The sequence below is a fragment of the Polaribacter litoreus genome (assembly GCF_054584775.1).
Window position 1 is genome coordinate 271,068 of sequence record NZ_JBTLRD010000001.1, and the last position, 25,208, is coordinate 296,275.

General features: G+C 30.7%; 16 protein-coding genes and 1 tRNA gene. 7 read left to right on the top strand and 10 right to left on the bottom strand.

Annotated elements, in window-relative coordinates; genetic code table 11:
* Positions 1-131: 131 nt before the first annotated feature.
* From ACW9UN_RS00900 to ACW9UN_RS00910, 3 genes are read right to left on the bottom strand one after another with little or no spacing between them, the layout of a single operon-like run.
* Positions 132-1,667: a T9SS type A sorting domain-containing protein gene (locus ACW9UN_RS00900; protein WP_459483111.1), complete on the bottom strand. Its 1,536-nt coding sequence runs from the start codon at positions 1,665-1,667 to the stop codon at positions 132-134.
* A gap of 1 nt (position 1,668) precedes the next feature.
* Positions 1,669-3,351: a right-handed parallel beta-helix repeat-containing protein gene (locus tag ACW9UN_RS00905; RefSeq protein WP_459483112.1), complete on the bottom strand. Its 1,683-nt coding sequence runs from the start codon at positions 3,349-3,351 to the stop codon at positions 1,669-1,671.
* Positions 3,335-4,723 carry a sulfatase family protein gene (locus ACW9UN_RS00910; protein ID WP_459483113.1) on the bottom strand — a complete coding sequence of 463 codons (1,389 nt, stop codon included), beginning with the start codon at positions 4,721-4,723 and terminating at the stop codon, positions 3,335-3,337. The genes ACW9UN_RS00905 and ACW9UN_RS00910 overlap by 17 nt, the downstream gene beginning before the upstream one ends.
* Before the next feature lie 177 nt (positions 4,724-4,900).
* Here ACW9UN_RS00910 and ACW9UN_RS00915 point away from each other — a divergent pair, with 177 nt between their 5' ends.
* Entirely contained in the window at positions 4,901-6,124 is a 1,224-nt protein-coding gene (locus ACW9UN_RS00915; RefSeq protein WP_459483114.1) for a glycoside hydrolase family 27 protein, read from the top strand.
* Positions 6,125-6,302: 178 nt separating this feature from the next.
* Here the strand turns inward: ACW9UN_RS00915 and ACW9UN_RS00920 are convergent, their stop codons facing one another.
* The 5 genes from ACW9UN_RS00920 to ACW9UN_RS00940 all read right to left on the bottom strand — a co-directional run bounded on the left by ACW9UN_RS00920 (position 6,303) and on the right by ACW9UN_RS00940 (position 15,449).
* Positions 6,303-8,177: a sulfatase family protein gene (locus tag ACW9UN_RS00920; RefSeq protein WP_459483115.1), complete on the bottom strand. Its 1,875-nt coding sequence runs from the start codon at positions 8,175-8,177 to the stop codon at positions 6,303-6,305.
* A 134-nt stretch (positions 8,178-8,311) separates the two neighbouring features.
* Positions 8,312-9,283, bottom strand: a complete 972-nt coding sequence (locus ACW9UN_RS00925) for a hypothetical protein (RefSeq protein WP_459483116.1) — start codon at positions 9,281-9,283, stop codon at positions 8,312-8,314.
* 17 nt (positions 9,284-9,300) lie between these two features.
* The gene (locus tag ACW9UN_RS00930) at positions 9,301-10,779 is read right to left on the bottom strand and encodes an arylsulfatase (protein WP_459483117.1); all 1,479 of its coding nucleotides are present in this window, start codon (positions 10,777-10,779) and stop codon (positions 9,301-9,303) included.
* Between the two features lie 33 nt (positions 10,780-10,812).
* Positions 10,813-12,339: a RagB/SusD family nutrient uptake outer membrane protein gene (locus ACW9UN_RS00935; RefSeq protein WP_459483118.1), complete on the bottom strand. Its 1,527-nt coding sequence runs from the start codon at positions 12,337-12,339 to the stop codon at positions 10,813-10,815.
* Between the two features lie 11 nt (positions 12,340-12,350).
* Entirely contained in the window at positions 12,351-15,449 is a 3,099-nt protein-coding gene (locus ACW9UN_RS00940) for a SusC/RagA family TonB-linked outer membrane protein (RefSeq protein ID WP_459483119.1), read from the bottom strand.
* A 344-nt stretch (positions 15,450-15,793) separates the two neighbouring features.
* On the opposite strand from ACW9UN_RS00940, the gene ACW9UN_RS00945 reads away from it, so the two are divergent.
* Together ACW9UN_RS00945 and ACW9UN_RS00950 are read left to right on the top strand one after the other, a co-directional pair.
* On the top strand, positions 15,794-18,562 hold the full coding sequence (locus ACW9UN_RS00945; RefSeq protein WP_459483120.1) for a LamG-like jellyroll fold domain-containing protein: 2,769 nt from the start codon (positions 15,794-15,796) through the stop codon (positions 18,560-18,562).
* Positions 18,563-18,580: 18 nt separating this feature from the next.
* Positions 18,581-18,760 carry a hypothetical protein gene (locus ACW9UN_RS00950; protein ID WP_459483121.1) on the top strand — a complete coding sequence of 60 codons (180 nt, stop codon included), beginning with the start codon at positions 18,581-18,583 and terminating at the stop codon, positions 18,758-18,760.
* A 216-nt stretch (positions 18,761-18,976) separates the two neighbouring features.
* Here the strand turns inward: ACW9UN_RS00950 and trxB are convergent, their stop codons facing one another.
* Both trxB and ACW9UN_RS00960 read right to left on the bottom strand, forming a co-directional pair.
* The gene (gene trxB / locus ACW9UN_RS00955) at positions 18,977-19,924 is read right to left on the bottom strand and encodes a thioredoxin-disulfide reductase (RefSeq protein WP_459483122.1); all 948 of its coding nucleotides are present in this window, start codon (positions 19,922-19,924) and stop codon (positions 18,977-18,979) included.
* Between the two features lie 121 nt (positions 19,925-20,045).
* Positions 20,046-21,122, bottom strand: coding sequence for a PQQ-dependent sugar dehydrogenase (locus ACW9UN_RS00960; RefSeq protein ID WP_459483123.1), 1,077 nt, complete (start codon positions 21,120-21,122; stop codon positions 20,046-20,048).
* Positions 21,123-21,206: 84 nt separating this feature from the next.
* On the opposite strand from ACW9UN_RS00960, the gene ACW9UN_RS00965 reads away from it, so the two are divergent.
* The 4 genes from ACW9UN_RS00965 to ACW9UN_RS00980 all read left to right on the top strand — a co-directional run bounded on the left by ACW9UN_RS00965 (position 21,207) and on the right by ACW9UN_RS00980 (position 25,119).
* Positions 21,207-21,281: transfer RNA gene (locus ACW9UN_RS00965), tRNA-Pro, on the top strand.
* A gap of 231 nt (positions 21,282-21,512) precedes the next feature.
* Positions 21,513-22,769: a site-specific integrase gene (locus ACW9UN_RS00970; protein ID WP_459483124.1), complete on the top strand. Its 1,257-nt coding sequence runs from the start codon at positions 21,513-21,515 to the stop codon at positions 22,767-22,769.
* A gap of 29 nt (positions 22,770-22,798) precedes the next feature.
* Complete coding sequence (locus ACW9UN_RS00975; protein ID WP_459483125.1) at positions 22,799-24,643, top strand: P-loop NTPase fold protein; 1,845 nt, start codon at positions 22,799-22,801, stop codon at positions 24,641-24,643.
* A 59-nt stretch (positions 24,644-24,702) separates the two neighbouring features.
* Complete coding sequence (locus tag ACW9UN_RS00980; RefSeq protein ID WP_347173908.1) at positions 24,703-25,119, top strand: HYC_CC_PP family protein; 417 nt, start codon at positions 24,703-24,705, stop codon at positions 25,117-25,119.
* Positions 25,120-25,208: the final 89 nt, after the last annotated feature.

The following is a 25,208-nucleotide window of genomic DNA, read 5'->3' on the forward strand; positions in this document are numbered from 1 at the left end:
AATGTTGCAAATGAAATAGTGAAATTAATTTTTTGACTAATTAATAATCTCAAAAGAAAAACGAATGAAGAGAAAAAAATGGGCAATGCACTCAACTAAAGGAGGGAAGGAGGGAATCAAGACAAAAATCACTAAAAGATGATTTTTTTGACGGTTATTTTATCTTTTTGATTGATTTTGATAAAATAAATCCCTTTAGCAAAACCTTGAAAATTAATTTTTACATTTTCTGTTGTAGTTTTCTGTTGAAATATTTCTTTTCCTTTTATATCAAAAATGGTTGTCTTAGAATTTGGTTTTAAGGCTTTTACATTTAAAAAATTGTGAACAGGGTTTGGGTAGATTTGCAAAACATCACTTGTATTATTTTTTATACTTAATGCTTGAGATGGTTTAAACACCCTTACATAATCTACCAAAGCATCAGATAATAACCCTATTGGTTGACTTGTAAAATCTCCATCTCCAAAACTTGCACCAACAGAAAGCCATAACCATTCTTCTACTTGTGGTACTAAATCTTGTCCATTTGAAGGATTTGTAGAAAAAGGAAAAGGTTTATTCGCATTGGTAGAAGTTACTTGAATACCATCATAATAAACATACATTGCATTCTCTGTCCATAGTAAACCATAGGTATGGAATTTATCATCATGAATATTTGGGGTATTAAAAGGTATGGTATGATTTTTTTTGAAAGATCCATAGCCATCATAATGTACCACAGCTTTAGAGGTATTAGATGTCCAAGCAGATTCAAAAATATCAACTTCTGCACCATCTGCAGCTGAGTTATCTACATTACCTTGGTTTTTTCCTTGTAACCAAAACGCAGTATGATTGCCTTTTGCCGTTTTTGCAATTTTTATTTTTGCTTCTAAATAGCCATATTTAACTTCATATAATCCTCTAGATTCTACAGATCCACAACGCATTGTGGTATTGTTAGTTTTTGTAGCTCTTAAAACTAGTTTACCATCTGTATTTACAAAGGCATTTTCTGCAATCCATCTCCAATCGTGTATGCCTTTACTCCATCTAGGTTGTCTTGTTTTTGTACTTACACTTTTTCTCCATTTTGTAAGGTCTAAGCTTTCATCATTAAATTCATCACTAAAATCTAAAACCCAATCTCCAGCCACTCCATTTGGTTGAGCATTTAAAGGAGTTTTTAGGTCTATAAGGCTAGATTCAAAATCTTCATCTATAATGATAACATTATCAATGCGTAAAGGTCTATTTTCGTTAACTTTATAAAACACTATTCTTGCCTTTGATATATTTTCAGGAGCTGTAAATGTAAAACTAACTGTTTTCCAAACATCTGGAGTAGTGTCTAATTTTAAAGTTTGAATATCATCTCCTGTTGTTCCTTTTTTTACACGTACTGTCATGTTGTAATTTCCATTACCACTTACCCATCTGTAATCGAAAGCTACATTATAGGTTTTGCCTGCTGTTAAAGAGAAAACTTGAAGTAAAGAACCTGCTGAATTATTTACATTACCAACAAAAGAGTTTGTAAGGTCGTCTTTTAAAACTTGGTTATTAAAACCTTCCCAATGGTCTTTATTGGACTCAAAATTTCCGTTTTTAATTAGATTTTGCCCAATTAAAAATTGTGTAAAAATTAAAAAAATAACGTATGTTTTGTCTTTAAAAATCATGTTATTCTGTAGCTATTTCTACTGCTCCTAAATCTGGTAAACCTATAATAGTATTCCCTAATATATCTTTTTTTAAGGATAATCCATATATAGAACCAATGGTGTCATTGGCTAATTTTTGTATATTAATTCCTTTGTTTTTTATTAATTCTACATTGCTAGGAATATAATCTTGTAAAGATAGTCCTCCTAAATTTTTAAATTTTGCATCTCCAAACATTGGTTTTTTATCTTGAATTGGCATTTTTTCTGGCCAACTCGATTTGTGAAGAAATAAATTATTTTCAAAAAAGATGTTTTTTGAAACTGATTTATCTTTTTTTTCTGGATTGTATTGATCGCCATTTACCATTTTACTAACCCCTTCTATATGGAATATGTTATTTGCAATTAAAACACCCTTTGCTTTCCTGGTTATTGCCATTTTTGCTTGAATTGATGTTTTTACATAAATGGTATTGTTGTAAAAATAGCTATTAAAAGGACCGTTTCTTTTTTGCCTACGACCAACATAACCACTCAACCAAAATATTTTACCCTCTTGAAATGCGTTATTTTCTCCTTTTACCCTATAGCCATCATTTACACTAATATTATATCTGTATGCACAATTGTAATTATTGCCTAAAATTTCACAAAATCCGCCAGCATTATTTGCACTAAAGTTGTATTGTAACACAATATTATTGCAGTTAAAATCTATATGAGCTCCTGCAGAATCTCCTGGACCATTGGCATTTGTGAATCTATTTTTCTCAATTAAAACATTGGCTGAACCCCAGGTCCATAATCCACTTCCTCTTGCCCATTTTCTAGAATCGTCATTACTGCCAGATTTATCAACAGTATTGTTAAAAATATGTCCGTCTTTAACCCCAGACATTTGAATTCCTGGACCACCAGTTCTGCTTACTTTAGTGTTAGAAATCATAAAATCTTCGATTCCATAATTACGTTTATTTTTCCAAGAAGTTAATTTTATGCCTGTATGAGAAACATTTGTTACAGTACAAGATTCAATTTTTATATCATTTAAAACTGCATCTTTGGTTTTGTTGATAACACGAATTCCATAACCATAATTTTGAGTTCCATTCGCAGATTTTGTTTCTTTTAAAGATCTCGTAGTATTTTCATTTTCATAAAAAATATTTGCTACGTCAAGGTTTTTTAAATAAATATGTTTGTAGTTGTTTTTTACTGAAGTGTTTACCAAAACACCACATCGCATTTCCTTTTTAGTGCTTTTATTCTCTTTTTTTAATGGATTTGCTGAAATTTTCAGATTATTGATTTCAATAAAGCTAGCATTTTCAACTCGAATTCCATTTAAATAACCATTCGTTTTAATGATTGCTTTTTGTGAATTATTACTGTTTGAATAACTAGAAACTACAATTGGTTGCTGTTCTGAACCCTGAACATTTTCTAAAATTAAAGGAGTTGTAAAAGTGGTATTTGCTGCTAACAAAATAGAATCTCCAGGTAATAACGTTAACTCTTTTATTTTTGATAATGTTTTAAAAGGTGCAGTTTTAGAAGTTCCTGAATTTTGGTTATTCCCAGATATGGGGTTAAAATAGTAATTCTTGGAATTTTGCGATTCGCAAGATGTTATAACTATTATAAAAAGCAATAGTTGTGTTATACATAAAAAACGAGTCAATCTAATATTTTTCACCATTTTTAAATCGATTAGGATGTTTTAAATTATAGCTTTTGTTTTGGCCTAACCCATCAAAGGCAGGGTTTATGTTAAAGGAGTTCCAAGTTTTGTGGAGTTCTTGTAGTTTTTTTAAGGTGATGCTATCCTTCAAAATATTCTTTTCAGAAATATCATTAGAAAGGTTGTAGAGTGCTACTTCACCTTTCTTATTTTTTATGAGTTTGATATTATTTTTTCTGATGGCAATAGATTTCTTATCGTACATTCTCCAATATAATTCTTTGTGAGGAATACCTTTATTTTTGCCATTTAAATAGGGTATTAAATTTACACCATCTAAGCTTTTTTTTGTCGAAACTTGAGCATATTCTGCTACTGTTGCAAAAATATCTAGAGAAATAATTGGGTTATCATAAACTTTTCCTGCTGGAATTTTTCCCTTCCATTGTACTGCGAAAGGCACTCTAATTCCTCCTTCATATAAAGAACCCTTACCTTTTCTAAGTGCACCATTGTAGGAGCCTTTATTTTCATTACCACCATTATCAGATAAGAAAAAAACAATGGTGTTCTCTTCAATTTTTAATTCTCTTAGCTTGTTCAAAATCAAACCTACACCATCATCAACAGCGCTAACCATTGCAGCATAAGTTTTTCGCTTTTTATTTTTTATATGAGGATATCTAGATAAGTATTTCTCTGTAGCTTCTAAAGGCGCATGTGGGGCATTGTAAGCTAAATATAAAAAGAATGGCTTTTGATTTTGTTTTTCTATAAAGTTAACAGCTTCTCTTGAAAAGGCGTCTGTTAGATATTCTTTTTCATGTATTCGTTTATCATTTTTTAAAAGCTTTGTGTTATAAGCATCAAATTGAGAACGAACTTCTGATAGATTATTTCTAGTTAACTCTTCAGGAAAATATTTGTGACCTCCTGATAAAAATCCGAAAAACTCATCAAAACCTCTACTTAAAGGACGTTGAGATTTATGTGCCCCTAAATGCCATTTTCCAATTGCCATTGTATTATAATCAGCCTTTTTTAAATACTCAGAGATTGTTTCTTCTTCTAAGGGCAATCCAGAAGAGGCATCTTTTGGTGTAAAAAGTGGGTTTCTACTAAAACCAAATTTATCTTGATATCTTCCAGTAATAATTCCTGCTCTACTTGGGCCACAGACGGAATAACTTACATACCCATTTGTAAAAATTACTCCATTTTTGGCAAGTTCATCTAAATGAGGGGTTTTCATTTTTTTGTTACCATTAAAACCAACATCTCCATAACCTTGATCGTCAGTTAGTATTATGATGATATTGGGTTTTTTGGCCTCTTGAGCAAATTGAGTGTAAGAAACGATAAAAAGAAATAGAAAAAATTTAGTTTTCATAAAATAGTATTTGTACTTACAAAGAAAAATATTCTTGGATATTTAAAAGGGTATAAAAACACCAAATAAGGGGGTATATCGTTTATTTCAAAAATCAATAAAATCATTACGACCTCATGGTTAAAGTTAAAATTTCATATTATTGAGAGCATTATAAACAATGAAATTTAAACCAGTATGAGAGTGTTAATTTTAGTCATTATTGTAATTTGTTTTAGCTGTCAACCAAAAGAAAATTTAACAAAGCCTCAAACACCATTAATGGGATGGGCTAGTTGGAATAATTATAGAATTAACATTAACGAAGATATTGTTAAAGCACAAGCAGACGCTCTAGTAGCTACAGGAATGAAAGCTGTTGGATATACTTATGTAAATATCGACGATGGTTTTTTTGGTGGAAGAGATGGTAATGGAAACTTATTAGTACACAAAACACGATTTCCTAATGGTATGAAATCTTTAGCTGAATATATTCATAAAAAAGGATTAAAAGCAGGGATTTACTCGGATGCAGGTATTAATACATGCGCATCTTATTGGGACAAAGATACTATTGGTGTAGGCATGGGGCTTTATGGTTATGAGAAACAAGATTTAACTTTATTTTTAAAAGATTGGAAGTATGATTTTATAAAAGTGGATTGGTGTGGAGGAGCATGGCTTGATTTAGACGAAGAAACTCAATACACCAAAATTGGGAAAATCATAAGAGAGTTGCGCCCAGATGTAGTTTACAATATATGTAGATGGCAATTTCCTGGAAAATGGGCGGTTGGTGTAGCAGATTCATGGCGTATTTCTGCTGATATTGCTAATAATTTTGAGTCGGTTTTATCCATCATAGATAAAAATGCAGATTTATGGAAGTATAGTGGCCCAGGTCATGTAAACGATATGGATATGCTACAAGTTGGTAGAGGTATGACTTTAGAAGAAGATAAATCTCATTTTAGCATGTGGTGTATGCTAAGTGCTCCTTTAATTGCTGGAAACGATTTAACAACTATTTCAAAAGAAACACTTGATGTACTAACCAATAAAGAGTTAATCGCTATAAATCAAGATCCTTTAGTGTATCAAGCTAGAAGAATTATAAATAACAATAATTTTGAAATATGGGCAAAACCACTTACGCATACTATGAGTGGTAAAATTGCGATTGCGCTTTTAAATAAATCTGAAAAAACAGAAACAATAGCACTTAATTTATCTGATGTTGGGATAGATGTATCTAAAGGTTATGAATTGCGTGATATTTGGGATAATAAAAATTATCCATCTTCAAAAGAACGAATCAGAAGCTTTGAGCTGCCATCACATGGAACTATTATATTAAAGGCAAGTGGTACATCCTTGCCTTATAATATTTTTCAGTTTCATAAAAAGAAACCTTTTTAAACTTGGTTTATTAATTTAAAACAGTATTTTATTTAAAAAGTGTTAAACCAAAAGTATGTTCGTAAAATTGTGCTGATTTTTTTCTATTTCTGTGTCATTAAATTATAATCAAAAAGTAACATAACTACTGTTTTTATCTCATTGAATATTTTACTTAGTTTATCTAGTAAAATACACTTTAAATATCAGGGTTCCATAAGTCCTTGTAATTTAAATAGCCAGAATTGATAAGGGCAGACTTGATATAGAATTGATTGAGAAATTTATCTTTTCGAAGTTCTATAAGTTCTTTTTCTATAGGTTTTACAAAATCACCAAGGTTTTGTAATGTGGCATAAGAAATAAAATAATTGGCTTTTACTTGATCTAATACAAACTGTAAAGCAGCTTTATTTTGATTGGCTTTAATCATAGCTTCTGCACTCATAAGTCTAACTTCTATATTCTCTTCAGTATTATTAAAGTTTGCTATTAGTTCTTTTGGAAGTGTTTTTATTAATTTTCTCTCTAGCATTTGTAGCACTCCAACTGTTCCCCAATATCTAATAGCAGGTTCGTTGGAATTTAAATACTTTTTTATTTGATCAATATTTTTATTTGTTACAGTACTAGAGATGGCTGCAGCATCTATTATTGCAGCAACAGGTTGTTTTGTTTCTTTTGCATGGGTAAAAAATGGTACACTATCTTTTTTTCTTCTCATAGACCAAGGGTAAAGTCCTAAATCTTTTTTCTCTTTCATAAGATTTAACAACTTCTCCTTTAACTCTTTAATTTTAGATTGATGCTCTTCTTTGTCAACTAAATTATTAATTTCGTAAGGATCATTATGTGTGTCAAAAAACTCTAAAGCTGCAGTAGGTTGCCAAAATTTCTTTTGAATTTCTGTAACATTCCCTTTAATATTAGCATAATCCCAACCTTGATAAGATGGCATTTGCCATTGATAAGATTGTCTTGTTCCATTAGGGTAAGCAGCATTAAAATTCCAAATAAGCTTATATCTTCCATCAGTTAATGCTCTTGATGGAATAAAACTTTGTTCTTGATTTGCTCTAAACAGAAAAATTTCACTTTTAGGCGCTGGTATGTTTTTCCCTAAAAAGGGTTTTCCCATCATAAAATCAGGTTTTTCTATGCCAGCTAAATTTAATAGGGTAGGAGCAAAATCAACAAAACCTACCAGATTACTATTTTTATTTGATGCTGTTTTTTGAGCTAAATGCTGATACTTTTTTGGAAAACGAACCATTAAAGGAACTCTTGTTCCTGTATCATAAAGGTAGGCTTTACCTCTTGGTAAACAACCTCCATGATCTGAGTAAAAAAAGACAATGGTGTTATCGGCTTCTCCAGATTTTTCAAGTTCTTCTAATTTCTTTTTTACCCAGTTGTCCATTTCTGCTACGGCATCATAATACCAGGCAATATCATCTCTAATTTCTGGTACATCTGGAAGATAAGGAGGAATGGAAACACTATTAAGATCTACATTTCTATTGGTTCTATTTTTTGTGTTTCTTGTAGCTACGCGTTTTGTATGCGTGCCATTGTAATTATAAACAGCAAAGAAAGGTTGCTCTTTATTTTCTCTATTCTTGTAAGAAGCGTTTTTATTAGAACTATGCCAAATATCTCTTGGATATTTTTTTGCGTTGTAATCCGTTTTACGATTATTGGTACAATAATATCCATTCTCTTTTAAAATTTTTGGAAAATAAAAATTGTCAGGTACGCTTCTTTTTTCTCTATGAAAATCTGTTGCCAACATTGGTGCATAGATACTAGATATTAGGGTTGACCTTGCAGGAGAACATTGTGCACCATTAGAATAAGCATTTGTAAACACAATACTTTCTTTTGAAAACTGATCTAGAACAGGTGTATTTACAGTTTTATCTCCATAAACGCTTAAAAGAGGACTCATATCTTCTACAACAAGCCATAATACATTTGGTTTTTCTTTGTTAACTTTACTTTTATTATCACAGGATAAAAATAATACTACAACTATTGTAAATAGCACTCTAAGAATAGCAATATGTTTTGTCATTTTTAAAATTTTAAAAAAGATACAAAAATTCCAATGAGAAAGGAATCTTTGTATCTTATGAATTTCTAATAAATTGATATGATTTATTTACACACTTTTTAAAAGTGGCTTTTTGGTACAATTTAAATCATTTGTTATTTATATATTTTGGTTCTCCATAACCTTCCTGCTGCATTTAAAGATCCATCAGATAAAGAAATACCTCTCCAGCTATCATAAAGCACTAAACCATCTACACCTGCTTGTATAGCAGCATCCATTCTGGTTAATCTATCTGGAAAAGCAGTGGCATTATTATTTACCTCAGAATCCCAAACAGGTAAATCTCCAGAAGCGTTTATAAAACCATTCCATTTATCATGATCAAATCCTAGGTTGTGTGTAGTTGCAACTGTTATGTATTGTTTAATATCTGTTTGTTCAAGAATATCTGTACCAGCTCCAATACCCCAAGTACATGGGCCAATTAATTCAGCTCCGTTTAAATTATTATGAAGAGATGCATAGATTTTATTTATTTGAGCAGCACTCCAAAATCGACCAGGTTTCCCATCTTCATTAAAAGGGGTAATCCAATCTACTTCATAATTCTGAGCAAATTCTTTGATTCTTGCAATTACTACATCTGTTGCTGCATTATTATTTAAAGGTGATGGGCCTGTTGCTTGTGGGTTATTATTGTCTAAAGGTGTATTATTTAATTCTTTGTTTGCTATTCTAACAGCTCCTTCCCAAAGAGCTGGGTTAGCCATTATTTTGAATCCTTTAGATTTTGCTCTGGTATAGAAATAATCGAAAAGTTCTTGATTAGGATTTTCTCCTTTTGGAAAGATTGTAATTCTAATACCATTTACTCCTAATTTTTCAAAACCAGTTAAAATGCTTTCAACTTCTGCTGTTGTAGTAATAAGTTCTTTTATCTGAGCCTGTTTAAAATCTCCAAGAACTATTTTTAAATTTCCAGCAAAATCACCTTGTTGATTATTTGTTTCATCAACATTATCAGCAGGAAACACAGGTGTAAGATCTTCTACACCACCACAACTTATAAATATAATAAGGATGATATAAAACCCTTTAAAGATAATTTTTTGTATGTTTTTCATAATTATTGTGTTATAATTTATTTACTGTTTAAGTAAGCGTTTTGGTTAAAAGTAAAAATAGAAGATGGTACTCGTGCATCTTTGATTATATTTTCAAACTCAGCAACTAATTCTGGATGTTTATCAGCAAGGTTGTTTTTTTCACCTGGATCTGTAGCAAGATTAAAGAGCTTTAATTTATTATTTTGCTTTTTAAACACATTGTATTTAACGGCTTTCCAATTGCCTTTTCGTACAGCTTGACGACCACCTTTTTCATGGAATTCCCAATACAGATACTCATGTTTTTTTTGTTGATTAAACTTACCTATTAAGGTAGGTAAGAAAGAAATACCATCTAAGTTTTTTGGTGTATCTATACCCACTATATCTGTAAATGTAGGAAACACATCCCAAAAAGCAGAAATATGATCAGTTGTACTATTTGGAGCGATCATTCCAGGCCAAGAAACCATCATAGGAACTCTAATACCTCCTTCGTACAAATCTCTTTTAAAACCTCTGAACTTTCCATTACTATTAAAATATTTAGGATTAGCACCTCCCTCACGATGTGGTCCATTATCAGATGTAAAAACAATAATAGTATTATCTTGTAAACCTAAATCATTGATTTTTTTTACTATTTCTCCAACTTGATTATCTAAAATCTCTATCATTGCTACAAATGTTGCATTAGGTTCTTTTTGTGATTCATAGGGTCCATTTCTATAATTTGGGCCATCATCTGTGCCTACGTATGGTTTTTCTGGCTCGAATTTACCTCTGTATTTTTTTATTGTTTCTTCAGGAGCAATTAACTCTGCATGCGGTATTATAGATGCAACGTACGCAAAAAAAGGTTTTTCCTTATTTTGCTCAATAAAATCTAGTGTTTTATCATGAATAAGTTTAGGTGCGTAGGTTCCTTTATTTTTTCCTTTATTTTTAGTTAAAACTATAGAGTCGTTGTTAGACCAAAGATGTCTTGGGTAATAATTATGTCCTAATCTTTGACAATTATACCCAAAAAAGGTATCAAATCCTTGAGATGTTGGATCACCCTCTGAACCAGGATATCCTAAACCCCATTTACCAAATGCACCTGTTTGATAACCTGCTTTTTTTAAAGCTTCTGCTATTGTGTAAGTATTATCAGGAATTGGGTATTGACCCTCAGGTTGTATTTCTTTATTTCCACGAACCACAGTATGTCCTGTATGCATTCCCGTCATTAATGTTGATCTAGAAGGTGCGCAAACAGTACTTCCTGAATAGTGTTGTGTAAAAATTAAACCACTTTTGGCAAGCTTATCAATATTAGGTGTTTTAAACTTTTTTTGTCCATAGATACTCAAGTCACCATAACCTAAATCATCTGCTAAAATGTAAATAATATTAGGTTTATGATTAATGTTATTCTGGTTGTAATTAACGGCTACTTTTTTTTCATTTTTTTTACAGGATAGGAAAAGAATTCCAAATACAAGAAAAATGATTATTTTAATTATTTTCATATAAATTGTTTATTAAAAGAAATAAACTAACGTTTATCTGTATCCGTTATTAGTTGGATCTGTAATTAATAAATTAGGGTTTAATAAAAGTTCTTGCTGAGGTATTGGTAGCAAAAGATGTTTTTCTTGAATATTTGCAGCAGGGTTATTAAAAGATCTGTGCTGCACATTTTTTACAACATCTAATAAAATTCCCCAACGAATTAAATCCATTTTTCGGTGTCCTTCTGCTGCCAATTCAAATTTACGTTCATCACGAATAGCTAATCTAAATTGCTCTTGACTCATTCCGAACCATGGTTTGTCTGGATTAAAAGCACGTTTTCTCACTTCGTTAACATAAACATATGCATTGGCTGGTCCATTTAACTCATTTTCAGCTTCAGCAGCCATTAAATAAACATCTGCCAATCTAAAAACGATATAGTTTTCATGATGATCAAACCTTGGAGATGTTTTTGTTACATTCCAAAACTTTCTAAAATATGGGAATTTTAATTGATACCCTATGTACTCTGTAACTATAGTTGCATCATATCTTAAATCATCAGTATCCCAATTTGCTCTATCAGCAAATTCTGGTAAAGGAATTGCAAATGCAAAACCTGTCATTTCTTCATCTAGAGCATCTAAATCGGCTAAAAATTGAGATCTTAAAGCAGGGTTAGCAGGTTCATCTCTGCTGCCTCTAGGTGTATAGTCGTCTGTTCTTTGTGTACCTGCATCTCCAAAAACACCTTCAGTAGTAAAATCAACAACAAAAATATGTTCATCTTTAATTTGATTTTCTTTGTCTGTCTGATCAAAGATATCTGCAAAATTATCTAGTAATCTGTGTGGCGAATTATTAATAATTTCGTTGCAAGCATTTAATGCCAACTGCCATTCTTGATCGAATAAATAAAACTTTGCTTGCAGTGTTTTTGCAGCATATTTAGTAGCTCTACCTAATTCTGCAGCCCCATAAGAATCTGGTAGTAAATTAAAAGCTAATTCTAGATCTGTTTTCATATCTGTTGTAATGGTGCTTTTTGGTGTTCTTGTTAAAACAGATAATTCTTGAATTGGAAGTAGTTCTCTAAAATATGGAACGTCTCCCCAAAGATTGGTAAGATGAAAGTATGCTAATGCTCTCATAAAATAGGCTTCACCTAAAACTTGATTTCTAATTGCTTCTGATAAATTTTCATTACTCTCAACTCTGGCTATGATATCGTTAGCGTTTCTAACGATTTCATACAATGCTCCCCAAGTTCCATTACCATCCGAAACACCTTCATCTATAAGATAATTATGAATATTTCCATTTACATTTCTACTTGGGCCTACCAAATCTGCACCATTAACGTAGTAATTGTCTAAACCTCTTGTTCTGTATAGACTTCCTCTTTGTAAAACTCTATAAAGGCCATTAGAAGCCAAAACAGCTTCTCTATCATTATTGTAAAAATTATTTGTTTGAAGCAGACCTCTTGGTTCTTCCTCTAAAAAGGAATCGCAACTGGCAAGTAATACTAGCCCAAGAATAAGAATGGCTGTTATTTTATTAATTTTTTTCATGTTTTGCTTTATTAAAATTCTATTTTTACTCCAGTTAAAATACTTCTAGCATATGGGTATTGCCCTGAAGCGAACCCTTGAGATACTGAATTAAACCCTGAACCTGATGAAAAATTATTGACTTCTGGATCTCCTAAACTAAATTTAGAGAATAAGGCTAAGTTGTTTCCAATAACATAAAGGTTAATATTTCTGACGACATCTTTTAATGGAGTGTTTTTTATTGGTAAATCGTATGATAAACTTACGGTTCTTAACCTTAAAAAAGAACCATCTTCTACATTTACAGTACTATTTGGATTAAAAACAGAAGTAGATGTTCCTGCTCTAGGTATGTTGGAAACCTCATCTATACCTTCTCGCCATCTATTTAATACTCTTGGATCTAAATTTTGATCTCCTCTTCCATAATAAGAGGTTTGTGTTAATACGTTAAAAACTTCATTACCATAAGATCCTTGAAAGAAAACATCTAACGAAAAACCTTTGTACGTAAATGTATTTCTTAAACCACCAAAAAAATCTGCTTCTGGGCTACCTATTGTTAATGCATCTTGATTATTAATGGTTCCATCTCCATTTAAATCTCTAAATCGTGGGCTACCAAGAAAAGAGCGTCCAATACGATTATCATCTATAATTTGTTGTGGGTCTTGATAGGTTCCTAAGTATTCTGCACCTATAAATACAGGAAAAGGTTGCCCAACAATTAATGCAGCTGAAGCATTACCCTGATTACCTGTGTTTTGCAGAAGGATAATCTCTTCATCACCTAAATCTAGAACTTTACTTCTATTAGCAGATACACTTAAAGAGCTCGTCCATTTAAAGTTGTTATTTCTTACATTAACTGAGTTTAATAAAAGTTCTACTCCTTGATTTTGAACACTACCAATATTTCTTGTAAGTCTGCCAATACCAGCAGTATTCGGTATATCTGTATTTAAAAGTAGATCTTTAGTAACTTTTCTATAATAACCGGCTTCAAAATTTATTCTATTTTGTAAAAAACCTATTTCTAAACCTAAATCTAATTGTTCTGTAGTTTCCCAAACTAATCCTCTTGATGCTGGAGAACCAAGAAGCACAGCAGAATATAAGTTTTCATTAAAATAATTAAAAGTTGGGTTGTATCTATCAAAAGAATTGAAAGGAGAAATACCTTGCTCGCCAACAATACCAAAACTACCTCTAACCTTAAATCTATTAATAAGTTCGAGGTCTTTCATAAAAGATTCTTCATCGATATTCCATGCTACACCAACTGATGGAAAAAAAGCATATTTACTACCATCTTCAAATACAGAAGAACCATCATACCTACCAGCAAGTGTAAGTACATATTTTTGATCATAAGAGTATGTTAAACGAGCTAAATAAGATAGTAATGTTCTTTGGCTAAATCCAGAATCTACCTGATATGTTTCTGGATCTGAACCTATACCTAAGCCATTAAATTCTATAACATCAAAAGGGAAACCGCCTGCCAATGTAGCAACTGATTCATTATTAATTTTTTGCCAAGTAAAACCACCTAAGACATTTAAAGAATGTTTGTCAAATGTTTTTTTATAGGTAATTGTATTTTCTTGCAGTAAGTTTTTAGACTGATTTGTTTGAACTCTTGCTTCTCCACCAAGATTGGTATCTAAACGTTCTGGTAACAATCCAGGTAAGTATCTGTTGTTTTTAAAATAGTTGAGTGTAGCACCAAAACTAGATTTCCATTTTAAGTCTTTTATAATTTCATATTCAAAATAGCTATTAGCTATAATGTTAGTAACCAGATCATGATCTACTCTTAACTCAAGGTCAGCAATAGGGTTTCTTTGCAAAGAACCACTTATTGGGTTTTCTGCTGTAAAATTACCATTATCGTCATAAACACTTCTTATAGGTAAAACACTACTTACAATATTTCCGTAATTTATCTTATTATTTTCTCTTTTTTGCCTTGTAACATTTAATCGAAAACCAGCTTTTAATTTGCTTGTTATATTAATGTCCATATTATTTCTAAAGATAAATCTGTCTATACCAGAATTTCTTAAAAGGCCTTCTTGACTAAAATAATTGATTGAACTATAGTAGTTAATATTTTCTGAATTACCACGTATAGAAATGTCAAAATTGTTTTTAAGAGCTTGCTGAGTAACTAAATCTAACCAATCTGTTGTTTGAATTTGACTCGGATCGTATTGTTGAGGCAATGAAGTATCTGTTCGTCCAACAGCAATAGGCAAGCCACCAAAATTAATAGGTGTACCAGGTGTAAATTGGCCTGCTTCGTTAACATAATTTACATAATCATTTCCATCTAAAATATCAATTTCATTGGTAACTTGATCAATACTTGTATACATATTAATAGAAATAGAAGGTTTACCAGATTCAAGGCCTTTACCACTTTTTGTGGTCACTAAAATTACACCAGCTGCTCCACGTGTACCGTAAATTGATAAGGCAGTTGCATCTTTTAAAACCTCTATAGACTCTATGTCATTTACATTAATATTGTTTAAGTTAAATCCAGTACCAACAATAAAACCATCAATTACAAATAAGGGATTATTGTTACCGTTTATAGAGCTGTTTCCTCTAATTCTAATAGTTGCTCCAGCCCCTGGTGCACCACTGTTAGAAACAACTTCTACCCCAGCAGCTCTACCTTGTAATGCTTGATCTACTCTTGAAACAGGTTGGTTTTCTAATGCATCTCCTTTAATAGAAGAAACTGATGACACCAGCTCTTTTTTATTACTAGTACCATAACCTATTACTACAATTTCTTCTAATTGTTCTGTACTTTCTTCTAAAATAACTTTAATTAAAGTTTGATTACCAACCTTTACCTCCTTAGTTGCAAAACCCAAAAAAGCAAATTGTATAATATCGTTTGGAGAGGCTTTGATAGAAAATTTACCATCAAAATCTGTAGATTCTCCTTTTGCTGATCCTTTAATAATTACACTTACCCCAGGAAGAGGTATTTTGTCTTTATCTGTTACCACTCCTGTTATTGTACTTTGACTAAAAACAACTCCAGAGAGAAATACAAAAAGTATTAAAATATAATACCTGAATTTCATATTGTTTATTTTTTTTGACATTGTTTATTTTTTTTCTGCCGTAAAATTAAAGATTATCAAGGTTATAGGTATCTTAATTATTACGTACAAATGTTGCACATCATGAAATTTATGGGATTTTTACAGAGTTTAGAGCATTAAAGAACTAAATAAAAATGGTTTTTTTTTTGACTAAGAGTAAATATAAATTTCAAAGAAATAAAATAATTTGAATCTTAGTTTTTGGTGTATTATTTATCAATATAGCTAAGTTTAGGGTTAAAAATGAATCATTTGTACCCCGTATAAGAATCTATTGTCCCTGTTGATATACTCAATATAATATAGTTTTACCAAAACATTTTTTAACTATAATCAACTTTGACATGAAGAAAAATCTTTACTCATTATTTTTATTGGTTGCTATAAGTAGTTTTACTTATGGTCAAAAACCAATAGCATCTTATTCATTTAATAGCAATTTAAATGATTTAAGTAGCAATTACAATTTAACTTTAACCAGTTACCCACCAACTTTTGTGGCAGATGAAGCAGCTAATCCATCAAGTGCGCTAGACGTTGTTACTCAATACAATTTTTTATCAACTCCTAGTATTCCTGCTATAGAAGGTAAAAATTCTAGAACAATTGCTGCCCGTGTAAAATTTTCCAATGAAACTGGTTGGTATGCGGTTGTAGGTTATGGGCAAAGCACTGCTGGAAAAAGATTTAGTTTTGGTATTCAAAACCGAAAACTAAGAGCAGAATTTGGTGGAGCTAGTACCCAATATGCAACAAATTTAGATACAGATACATGGTATCATATTGCTGTAACTTACGATGGCACAAATATCGAACTTTTTCTTGACGGAGTAAGTGTACTATCTGAAGTTGAGAACTCAGTTGACACAGGTTCTAACTCAATAATTATTGGTAACGATCAAACCAATACTCCCAGAAATAGAGGTTTTATTGGAACAATAGATGATGTGCGTATTTACAGTGGTGAATTAACCGAAGCCCAAATTAATGATTTAGACGATAATAATGTTTGTACTGGATGTACAGCAACCTTAGAGGCACAATACGATTTTTCAAACAATGCCAATGACAGTTCTGGAAATGGAAGAAATTTAACCATAGCACCAGCATTTTCTTATGGGAATGATAAAAATGACAATGGTAACAATGCTCTTTCAAATGTACTATCAACAAATTTTCTTGCTACCTCAAGTAACTTTACAGCTATAGAGGGTAATGCAAGCAGAACTATTATGGCTAACATTAGGTTTAATAACACGAATTCTTGGAAAACCATCGCTTCTTTAGGAGTTGATGAAACTTTAGAACGATTTTCTTTTTTGGTAAATGGTAATAATAAAAGATTAAGAGCAGAGTTTAATGGTGGTAGTGTTCAAACAGATGTTGCTTTAACAGCTAATACATGGTATCATGTTGCTGTTACTTATGATGGTACAAACGTTAAACTTTTTATTGATGGAGTAGAAGAAAAGTCTGGTACTGTTACTTTAAATACAGGTAGCAATCCGTTAATGATAGGTAATGATTACAGTTCACCTACTAATCGCGGATTTGACGGCTCAATTGATAATTTAAGAATTTATGATACAGCACTTACAGCTGGCGAAGTTTCAGCAATGTCTAATAATGATCTTGTTTCTTGGGTAGGTACTACTAATGATTGGGCAACAGCTTCTAATTGGGATTCTAACATTGTGCCTTTAACAACAGACGATGTAGTAATTCCTTCTGATGCATCAAATTATCCAACAGCAGCAACTACTGTTACTGTTGATAATATTACAATTAAATCTGGGGCATCATTTATTGCAAATGCAGGTTATACAGGAAACGCTACGTATCAACGTAATTTAGAGAACGGAGAACAATGGTACTTAATGTCATCACCAATAAACGGAGAAACGTACGATGATACATGGAACACAACAAATGGAATTGATACAGGTGATAATGCAAATAATACTGGGGTAAGTTGGTATTTAAATACAACAGCTGATATAAATACAGATCACTGGCGTTATTTTCAATCAGGTGATGCAGCAAGTACATTTAACGTTGCTCAAGGTTATGCTATAAGAAGAGCAAACACAGGTGGAGATATTTCTTTTTCTGGAAACGACCTGTATACTTCTACTCAAACATTCGCATTAACACAAAACACAAATAACTATAATTTAGTAGGGAATCCTTTTACAGCATCATTCAATTTAGGAGACTTTTTTACCGATAATGGCGCTAGTGTTATTTCTGGTGCTCAAGTGTGGTTTTGGAATGGTTCAAGTTACGAAGTAAGAACAGCTGGTTCACATGGCTCTTATGAAATTGCACCTGGTCAAGGCTTTTTTGTAGAGGCCGCTAATGAAACCAATCTTACTTTTGACTATGCACATGTAAACCATACAAGCTCTACTTTTCAAAAAGCGCAACAAAGACCGGAAATAGCTTTAAAACTAACCGAAGGCTCTAATACTAGAAAAGCATATGTTTATTACATAGATGGTTCAACAACAAGCTATGATACTGGTTATGATGGTAATTTATTTGAAGGTGTATCTGATAGCCTAGCTATTTATACTGATTTAATTGAAAATGATGGTAAGAAATACCAAATCCAGGCACTACCAAATTCTGATTACGAAAAAAATATAATTGCAATTGGAATAATTGCTGAAGCTGGTAAAGAACTTACTTTTAGTGCAGAAGCTTTAAACTTACCCGAAGGTTTAAAAGTTTATTTGGAAGATAGAACCCTAAATACTTTAACAAGATTAGATGAAAATAATACCGATTATAAAGTAACTCTAACAAAAACATTAAATGGTACAGGACGTTTTTATTTACATACAAAAAGTTCTGCATTAAGTTCTGATGAAATTTCTTTAGGAGGAGTAAGTGTTTACCCTATTAACAAAGATAAGCTAAGGGTAATAGGGATAAATAGCACTAATGCATCAATTAAATTATTTAATATTTTAGGGAAACAAGTATTAAATACTTCATTTAGTTCCACAGGGGCAACAGATGTTAGTTTACCAAACTTAACCTTTGGAGTTTACATTGTACAATTAAGCACAGAAAAAGGGTCAACAAGTAAGAAAATAGTATTAGAATAATTAATAGTAAAACATATCATGAAAAACAATAAAAAAACTCAGGATGAAAATCAAAATATTACACGTAAAGAAGCTATTAATAAAATAGGAAATTACGGAAAATATGTAGCATTAACTGCTTTAGGAACTTATATGATTTTAAATCCTAAAAAAGCTCAAGCAGCGTCTGTTCCGTCAAACCCAGGTGCTGGATTCTAAATGTAATTTAAAATTGTTTATTGAAGTGTAATAAATCAAAAAGCGTGTTTATAAATTTGGCAATAATTTAATCGTAAAATCGATATAAAATTTTTCCTCATTGAGCAATTGAAATATTGCTTTAAAGTAACTTTATTTGCACACTTTTTGGTTTATTACAAAAAAAAGAGATTTCAGAAATGAAATCTCTTTTGTATAATAGGTAATTGAATTTTACTATTCTAAACTTCCTAAATATCGTTCTGCATCTAAGGCTGCCATACAACCTGTACCTGCAGCAGTTACAGCCTGTCTATACTCTTTATCTTGTATATCTCCGGCTGCAAAAACTCCAGGTATATTTGTTTTTGTAGACTTCCCTTCAGTAATTAAATAACCAGTTTCATCCATATCTAAAACACCTTTAAATAAATCTGAATTTGGTGTATGTCCAATAGCAATAAACACGCCAGTTACAGCAATTTCATGCTTGTTTTGCGTTTGATTGTTAACAACTCTAACACCTTCTACAACATTATCACCTAAAACTTCATCAATTTCTGTATTGTATAATACTTCTATATTTTCAGTTTTGTTTACTCTATGTTGCATTGCTTTAGATGCGCGCATGTAATCTTTACGAACCAAAACGGTTACTTTATTACAAATATTGGCCAAATAGGTAGCTTCTTCTGCAGCAGTGTCTCCTGCTCCTACAACAACAACGTCTTGTCCTTTGTAAAAGAAACCATCGCAAGTGGCACAAGCTGAAACTCCACCACCTATTAAACGTTGCTCACTTTCTAAGCCTAAATATTTAGCAGTTGCTCCTGTAGAAATAATAATAGTTTCTGCTTCTATATGCTTTGTTTCATCAACTACTACTTTATGAATTCCACCAATATCTTCACTCAAATCAACAGAAGTTACCATTCCAAAACGAACATCTGTTCCAAAACGCTCTGCTTGATGTTTTAAATCCATCATCATTGCAGTGCCATCAGTTCCATCTTTATAGCCAGGAAAGTTATCAACTTCAGTTGTTGTTGTTAACTGACCTCCCATTTGCATCCCTGTATACATTATTGGTTTCATATCTGCTCTAGCAGCATAAATTGCAGCTGTATACCCAGCAGGTCCTGAACCAATAATTAAACATTTTATTTTTTCAATAGTGTCTGCCATAATTTTGTATCAATTTAGTACCGTAAAAATATAGCTTTTTAGGTCTTATAAAAGCGAATGTTTATAAGTTTTGATAATGAAAAAATAAGCGAAAAGAATGACAGAAGTGTACGAGTTAGTTTTACTGAGGAAGTAACCTAACAATTCCCAAATTTTCTACACCAATATAAATATAACCATCTACACCTTGCTCAATAGAACGAACTCTGCCAATATCTTTTAATAATTTTACTTCTTTAAAAACTTTATCGCCTTTTAGAATACACCTACTTACATATTGAAATTTTAAAGACCCTACTAACAAATTACCTTTCCATTTCCCATATTTATCACTATTGATAAAAGCCATGCCACTAGGCGCAATTGAAGGTGTCCAGTAATGAATAGGGCTTTTCATGCCTGGAGCACTCGTTTTATCTGTAAATTTAGTACCACTATAGTTAATTCCATAGCTGACTTTTGGCCATCCATAATTTTCTCCTTTTTTTATGATATTAATTTCATCTCCACCTCTTGGGCCATGTTCGTGTGCCCAAATTTCATTGGTAAAAGGGTTTATTTCCATTCCCTGTGGATTTCGATGGCCATAACTAAAAATTGCTTTTTTAGCATTTTTATGATCTACAAAAGGATTGTCTTTAGGGATAGAACCATCATCATTTAAGCGATAAATTTTACCACAATCTCTAGTAATATCTTGCGGATTTACATCTCTATTTCCTCTATCTCCAATACTAAAATAAACGTGATTTTTTGCATCAAACGTAATTCTTGATCCAAAATGTTGACCTCTTGTAGTATTTGGGTACGCTTTATATAAAATTTCTTTATTTATTAATTGACTGTCTTTTAATTTTGCCCTCATTAAAGTGGTGTTTCCTCCATTTCCTTGACCTTTAGAAGAAGCGAATGTAAAATAGATCCACCCATTCTCTTTGTAATTTGGATGCAATTCTACATCCAAAAAACCACCTTGACCACGAACATAAATTTTAGGAAGATTGGTAATCTGCGTTTTTCTTCCGTTTTTAAAGTGAATTAATTTACCTTGTTTTTCTGTGATTAACATAGAATTATCGGGTAAAAAAGTAAATCCCCATGGATTTATAAGATCTGGCACAACTAACTCATAGTCTTTCTTTTGAGAAAAAATAGCAACACTTAAAAAAAGAAATATTGTGCGGATAAATTGTTTCATAATTTTATTAAATTAATTTTTAAAAAACGATACAATATATAAATATTATTCTATATTTGCAGTCCGAAATTAAAGACTATTTTTCGGGGTGTAGCGTAGCCCGGTTATCGCGCCTCGTTTGGGACGAGGAGGTCGCAGGTTCGAATCCTGCCACCCCGACTAAAATGAATACCAACAGAAACTAAAACCTTGTAAATCGTATGATTTACAAGGTTTTGTGGTTTTTAGGTCATCATAGGAATTGAATTAATATAGTTTAGTTTGGTTCACAATTCGGTTCACAGTTTCAAAATAAAGAAAGTGTGAACCAAATTAAACCTTAATAAACTGTAATTGAAATAGTTGATTTGACTTTCGTCTAGAAGAATGTTTAATTAAAAGACGACAACTATGCAATCACAAATTAACTTTACCTTATCTTTTTGGGTAAACGCAACACGTATTAAAAACAATGAAGTTTCTGTGTATGGCAGGATAACTGTAAATGGTAAAAGGGCTAATATAAGCTTACAACGAAAAGTTATCTTATCTGAATGGGATTCTAAAAGAGGAAGAGCAAAAGGTAACAAACAAGAATCACGATTACTTAACAGGTATTTAGACCAAGTAAAAAATAGAATTTATATAGCTTATGATGAGCTTATTAAAGAAAAAGCATTTATCTGCTCTCAATCTATAAAAGCTCGTTTTTTAGGGGAAGATAATGAAGAATATTCTTTACTTACTTTAATCGATTATCACAATACTCAAATGAGTGAATCATTAACTTATGGTACTTTAAAAAATTACTTCACAACTCAAAAATATATCAAACTATTTTTAACTAAAAAAAGAAAAATTCAAGACATATATTTATCTCAATTAACATATCGTTTTATAGTTGACTTTGAAAAGTTCTTACGTTCTTATACTCCAGAAGACCATCAAAAACAAATGGAAAATAACACAGTTATGAAGCATATTCAAAGACTGCGTAAAATGGTAACATTAGCTTATAAAATGGAATGGATTGAAAAAGATCCTTTCATAAAATTCAAGCCTACTTATATTAAAAATGAACGTGAATTTTTAAGAGAAGATGAGCTGCAAGATATTATTAAAAAAGAATTTAGCATAGAAAGATTAACCCTAGTCAAAGACTTGTTTATTTTTAGTTGTTATACTGGCTTATCATATGTTGATGTTATGCAATTAAATGAGGATAATATTGCTTTAGGAATAGATGGTGGTAGATGGATTATTACTAACAGACAGAAAACACATAATAAAGTAAAAATACCTCTACTACCAATAGCAGAAATGTTAATTAACAAATATAAAGGTCACATTAAAACTAAGAAAACTAGAACGCTGTTTCCTAACATTTCAAATCAAAAATTAAATTCTTATTTAAAAGAAATTGCAGATTTATGTAGAATAAAGAAAAACCTTACATTCCATATTGCTAGACATACTTTTGCCACTACTATCACCTTAAGCAATGGTGTTCCAATAGAAACTGTTTCAAAATTATTAGGACATACTAAAATTGCTACAACTCAAATTTATGCTAAAGTTATCGAAAGAAAAGTTAGTAATGATATGGCTTCATTAAGACAAAAACTAAACAATAAAAATGAAACAAGCCTAAAAGAACTTTACTTATAATTATATTTTAGTATTTTGTAAGAAAAAATATGAAAACGGCTCACATAGAAAAAATAATTGAAAAGTATCTTAAAAAAGAAAATACCCAGAGTGCTATTTTAATTAATGGTGTTTGGGGTAGTGGTAAAACGTTTTATTTAAATTCACAATTAAAAGAGATTATCGTAAAAAATAATCTCAAAGTTATGTACATATCTCTAAATGGTATAAGTTCTATTGAAAGTTTAGAGCACAAACTATTCTTACATTTTATTCCAAAATTAGGAGAAAACCAAAGTGATTTAGTTAAAAGTATTACCAATATTTCTACAAATATTGCAAATGCAACGACTAAACTTTTCTTTAGAACAGAAGCTACAGATTTATTAAAAGGATCTACTGTAAAATCTTTTAATTTTAAAAAATATTGTATTTGTTTAGATGATTTAGAAAGGTGCAAAATTCCTATTGATGAATTAATCGGTTATTTATCTGAATTTACTGAACATAAGCATACTAAATGTATAATTCTCGCTGATGAAGAAAAAATAAAGAAACAAAAATCTAATAAACAGTTAGCTCATAAATACGATGAAATTAAAGAGAAAGTTATTAGTAGGGTTCTTAATTTCAATCCTGAATTAGAAGATGTTTTTCCAAAATTAATTGAAAAATATAAATCAAAAAAGATTTTTTATAAATTTTTAAATGAAAGTCAAAAGTTTATAATCTCGATATTTAAAGAACAAAAATCAAAAAACCTTCGAAATATAATTTTCTATTTAGATATTTTGGAGGCAGTATATCCAAACATAAAAAAAGCTGACCAAAAATATATCAATGAAGTTTTATTTTCAACAGCTATATTTAGCATAGAATTCAAAAACGGAAATCTAACATCAAAAGACAGCAATGATTTTAAGGAGTTTGGTAATATTAATAAAGATTGGTATTCAAGAATAGTATCTAATTTTTTAAATGATAAAAGTGATAAGCCAAGAAAAAAATCAAATCCAGAATTATTTTATGATAGATATTTAACAAACAGAATTGACCAATACTTCTTTTACCCAAGTATTTATAAATTTGTCTTATCTGGTTATCTTGATAACAAAAAACTCAGAAAAGAATTAGAAAATAGAGAGCCTGAAAAGATTTCAGAAGAAATTACAAGTTTTAGAAAATTGTTGAATTATAAGTTTAGAGAACTTGATGATAATGAATTTGAAAATTTATCAAAATATGTTATTAAAAAAGCAGCAACTGGTATTTATTGGATGTACGATTACAAGCAAATTGCAAATTTCTATTTTCATTTTTTAGAAAATGGTTTAATAAGTATATCAAAAAAAGATTTAGAAAAAACCTTATTGGATGGCTTAAAAATTTCTGCTAAAAGAAAAGAATTTCATTTAGCAACCTTTGAAACTCTAAAACATTTTAACACTCCAGATCCTGATACAAAAAAAATACTTGACAAAATCTTTGAATTTCATAATAAAATACAATCAGAAAATAACACCAAAACTTCAATGAAACTTTCTAAATTAATATCGAATAATGATATTGTAAATTTAGCAGTATTATTTAGTGAACAAAAATTTAATAAAGATTTCATTCCTCTTGTTAATGTAACTAGCTTTATAAAAGCAGTTAAAAGTTCAAAAAATAAAATGATTTTCAGTTTATGTGAGATATTTAAAGATAGGTATGATTATAGTAATGTTATTGATTTTATGGAAGGTGATTTAGATTTTTTAAATAAAATTTTACTAAAAATCAAACTATACAAGACCACTTTAAAACCTGAAGAAAAGCTTAGAAACTTCAATTTAAATGAATTCATTGATGCTTTAGAAGAGATAACAAAAAAACTATCAAAAGATGTTGAATAAAAGATTTTTAACATAAAATTTAATCTTTTTTATTTCATTATTGTACCTTTGCAGTACGAATGAAAGAGTTTTCTCATAAAATATTAGCTGTTTTAATGTCGTTTGTAGTTTTATTTTCTACAACTTCATTTGCAATCACAAAACATTATTGTGGTGATACTCTTATTGATACAGCAGTTTTTAACAAAGCTGAAACCTGTGGTATGGAAATGGACCTTGATTCTACTGTTGAGGGTTGTTCTGTAATAAAAGAAAACTGTTGCAATGATGAACAAATTTTAATTGATGGACAAGATGAAGTTCAAATTCAATTTGATAAAATTTCTTTTGAGCAAAAAGTATTTATTGCTTCATTCATTTATTCTTATGTAAATCTATTTGAAGGTTTAGATAAAAATGTATCTTCTTTTCAAGAATACGTCCCACCCATCGTCACGAATCAAATCTACAAGATTGACGAGAGTTATTTAATTTGATTTTTAAACAATAGACCGTTTTATCCTATAACTGCATAGTTATAAGGATAATTTGCTGTATTCGGTGTTTTTTTTAAACACCATAGTCT